The sequence below is a fragment of the Piscinibacter sp. genome, from assembly GCF_050175855.1.
Classification (GTDB): Bacteria; Pseudomonadota; Gammaproteobacteria; order Burkholderiales; family Burkholderiaceae_C; genus Piscinibacter.
On record NZ_JBFXIO010000466.1, the window covers coordinates 1 to 3,569 of the forward strand.

The 3,569-nt window shown below is 69.8% G+C and carries 4 protein-coding genes; 2 read left to right on the plus strand and 2 right to left on the minus strand.

Annotation, left to right across the window (positions count from 1 at the left end; all coding sequences use genetic code 11):
* A partial coding sequence (locus AB7U92_RS23950; protein WP_428582837.1) for an MFS transporter occupies positions 1 to 1,167 on the plus strand: 1,167 nt, incomplete at its 5' end.
* On the opposite strand, the gene AB7U92_RS23955 is transcribed toward AB7U92_RS23950, so the two are convergent.
* Together AB7U92_RS23955 and AB7U92_RS23960 are read right to left on the minus strand one after the other, a co-directional pair.
* On the minus strand, positions 1,161 to 1,796 hold the full coding sequence (locus tag AB7U92_RS23955) for a retropepsin-like aspartic protease family protein (protein ID WP_428582839.1): 636 nt from the start codon (positions 1,794 to 1,796) through the stop codon (positions 1,161 to 1,163). The genes AB7U92_RS23950 and AB7U92_RS23955 overlap by 7 nt on opposite strands.
* A 2-nt stretch (positions 1,797 to 1,798) precedes the next feature.
* The gene (locus tag AB7U92_RS23960; RefSeq protein WP_428582841.1) at positions 1,799 to 2,287 is read right to left on the minus strand and encodes a YajQ family cyclic di-GMP-binding protein; all 489 of its coding nucleotides are present in this window, start codon (positions 2,285 to 2,287) and stop codon (positions 1,799 to 1,801) included.
* Positions 2,288 to 2,301: 14 nt separating this feature from the next.
* On the opposite strand from AB7U92_RS23960, the gene murB reads away from it, so the two are divergent.
* Positions 2,302 to 3,318, plus strand: a complete 1,017-nt coding sequence (gene murB / locus AB7U92_RS23965; RefSeq protein WP_428582843.1) for a UDP-N-acetylmuramate dehydrogenase — start codon at positions 2,302 to 2,304, stop codon at positions 3,316 to 3,318.
* Positions 3,319 to 3,569 lie beyond the last annotated feature (251 nt).

The window sequence follows — 3,569 nt, forward strand, 5'->3', positions numbered from 1 at the left end:
ACCGTGGCTGCGCTGTCGGCCGGCCAGCTGCTGTGCTGGGCGGCGCTGTACTACGGTTTCTCGTCCTTCGTGCTGCCGATGCAGCGGGCGATGGGCTGGAGCAAGCCCGCGATGATGGGAGCCTTCACGCTCGGGCTGGCGGTGTGGGGCGCTACCACCTATGCCGCCGGCGCCGCCATCGACCACGGCCGCGGGCGAGCGGTGATGACGCTCGGTGCGGCGCTGGCCGGTGTCGGCTTTCTCGTCTGGTCTCTGGCCGCCTCGCTGCCGCTGCTGTACGCCGCCTGGGCGCTGCTCGGCGCGGCGATGGCGATGACGCTGTACGAGCCGGCCTTCAACGTGCTGACCAAGCGCTTCCCGGCGCAGTACCGCGAGGGCATCACCACGCTGACGCTGGTGGGCGGATTCGCCAGCACGCTGTCGTTCCCCGCCATCGCCGCACTGCTGGCTTGGCTCGACTGGCGCGGTGCACTCGCTGCCATCGGCGCCTTGCTGCTGCTCGGCGTGGCGCCGCTGCACGCCTGGGCGCTGAAGGGCACGCCGACCGCCGACACGCCGAAGCGTGCGCACGACGCGGCCGACGACGCCACGCTGCACGAAGCGCTTCGCGAGCGTTCGTTCTGGCTGCTCACCGCCACCTTCACGCTGTATTCGTTCGCGGTGGCGGCGCTGTGGGCGCACATCATGCCGGCCTTCGCCGCCAAGGGCCTGCCCGAGGCCACGGCGCTGGCCGTGGTGGTGTGGTTCGGCCCGGCCCAGGTGGCCGGGCGCTTCGCCTTCCTCGTCTTCGGCCGCTGGGTGTCGGTGCGCGCGCTGGGGCTGATCGTGCTGGCAGGCATGCCGGCCGCACTGGCGATCTTCGCGCTGGCCGAGGGCACGGCGTCGCTGATCCTGTTCGCGCTGCTGTTCGGCCTGGCCAACGGGCTGGTGACCATCGTGCGCGGCAACCTCGTGCCGGAGTATTTCGGCCGCGAGCACGTCGGCCGCATCGGCGGGGCGATGAGCGCGATCGCGCTGCTGTCCCGCGCCGCGGCACCGTTGATGACCGCCTGGCTGCTGCTGGCGCTGCCGGGCTACCGCGAGCTGCTGCTCGGGCTGGCGGCGGTGGGCGTGGCCGCGGTGCTGGCCTTCGTCTTCGCGAAGCCGCCGCAGGCGAAGGGTCAGTAGCGCTTCTCGAGCACCATGACGTCGGCGTCACGCCGCATCTGGAAGCGCGTCAGGAAGCTGTTGCCCAGCAGGACCATCTCCATCGGCGCCGGCACCACGGTGGCGGCAACGTTGTAGATGACGACGTCGCCGACGCGCACCTCGCGCAGCGAGACACGATGTGCCACCACCTGGCCGTTGGCGGTGTTGGTGAGGCCGCGCTCGCCCTTGGTGTAGTCCAGGCCGATGCTGCGTGCCACGGCCTCGCTCATCGCGATGTTGGTCGCGCCCGTGTCGACCAGGAAGCGCACGGCTCGACCGTTGATCGAGCCACCGGTGACGAAGTGCCCGCCGGGGCCTGCGGCGAGCCGGATCTCCGTGCCGCTGCCGGCGCTGGCCGCCCCGCCGAGGTTGACCTGCGCGCCGCCGAGCAGCAGGGTCTGGCGCTTGCCACCGACCTCGACCACCGTCTCGCTGCCGGTCACCCTGATCACCTTGACGCCGGCCACCGTGGCGCCGGCCGCCACCGTGCGCGGCTGGCCGTCGATCACGAGCAGGGCCTTGTCGCCCAGGCTGCCGCTCATCGAGACGGACTGCGCCGAGGCCAGCGCCGGCAGCAGGCCCAGCAGGGCGGTCAGGGGCAAACGCATGCTCAGTCGCGGAAGTTGTTGAAGGACACGGGGGCGTCGGGCACGGTCTTGCGGATCAGCTGCATGGCCAGCTGCAGGTCGTCGCGCTTGGCGCCGGAAACGCGCACCGTGTCGCCCTGGATGGCTGCCTGCACCTTCATCTTGCTCTGCTTGACGGCGGCCTGGATCTTCTTGGCGGTGTCGCTGTCGACGCCGCTCTTGACCGCGAGCACCTGCTTGACCTTGTCGCCGCCGATCTTCTCGATCTTGGCACTGCGGTCGACGAAGCGGATGTCCACGCCGCGCTTGGTGAGCTTGGCCAGCAGGATGTCGGTGACCTGCCCGATCTGGAAGTCGGAATCGCCGAACAGCGTGATGGCCTTGTCGGCCAGCTCGATCGCGGCCGAGGTGCCCTTGAAGTCGAAGCGGGTGCCGATCTCCTTGGCGGACTGGTCGACCGCGTTGCGGACCTCGACCAGGTTGGGCTCGATGACGGTGTCGAAACTGGGCATGCAAAAATTCTCGCATGCAAATCGAATCGGGCGTCAGCCTGAAGCCGTACAACACCTTCGGATTGCCCGCGGTTGCGCAATCCTTGGTGCGGATCAACAGCGATGCCGACGTTCGCCGCGTGGTCGACCACCCGGAACTCGGCCGCGCGCCGAAATTCATCCTCGGCGGCGGCAGCAACATCATCCTCACCCGCGACATGCCGGCGGTGGTGCTCAAGGTCGAGGTGGCGGGCATGCGCCTCGTCGAGGAGCGCGCCGACGCCTGGATCGTCGAGGCCGGCGCCGGCGAGAGCTGGCATGCGCTGGTCGACTGGACGCTGGCGCAGGGCTGGCCGGGGCTGGAGAACCTGGCGCTGATCCCGGGCACGGTGGGCGCGGCACCGGTGCAGAACATCGGCGCCTACGGGCTGGAGCTGAAGGATCGCTTCGAGTCGCTCGACGCGGTCGACCTGGTCACCGGCCGCAGCGTCACGCTCGGGCCCGGGATCTGCGCCTTCGGCTACCGCGACAGCGTCTTCAAGCATTCGCTGGCCGGCCGCACGCTGATCACGCGGGTGCGCCTGCGCCTGCCGCGGCCCTGGCAGCCGGTGCTCGGCTACCTCGACATCGAGCGCAAGATGCGCGAGGCGGGGGTCTCCAATCCGTCGGCCCGCCAGGTGTTCGACTGGGTCTGCGAGATCCGTCGTGCCAAGCTGCCCGACCCGGCGCTGATCGGCAACGCCGGCAGCTTCTTCAAGAACCCGCTGGTCACGCCCGAGCAGTGCCGCGACATCATCGGCCGCGACCCGGAGATCGTGCACTACCCGATGCCCGACGGCTCGGTGAAGCTGGCCGCCGGCTGGATGATCGACGCCTGCGGCTGGAAGGGCAAGGCGGTCGGGCAGGCGGCGGTGTACGAGCGCCAGGCGCTGGTGCTGGTCAACCGTGGCGGGGCGATCGGCTCCGAGGTGATGACGCTGGCGCGCGCCATCCAGGAGAGCGTTTACGGCCGCTTCGGCATCCGGCTCGAGCCGGAGCCCGTGGTGGTCTGACCACGCCGTCACGAAACCGTCATCGAGGGCCCTCAGAGTTGTCACCAACAAGAAGAAGACGACAACAAGAAGAAGGGAGAAGACGATGACGAAGTGGAATGCATCCCATGTGTTCCTGGTGCTGTTCCTCGCGGCGGCGCTGATCGCGCTGCACCGTGTGTGGCGCACCCTCCATGCCCGCCGGGTGGTGCGCCAGCACCCCCTGCCACCGCACCTGCAAGCCCGGCTGCTGGCGACCTACCCGCACCTCG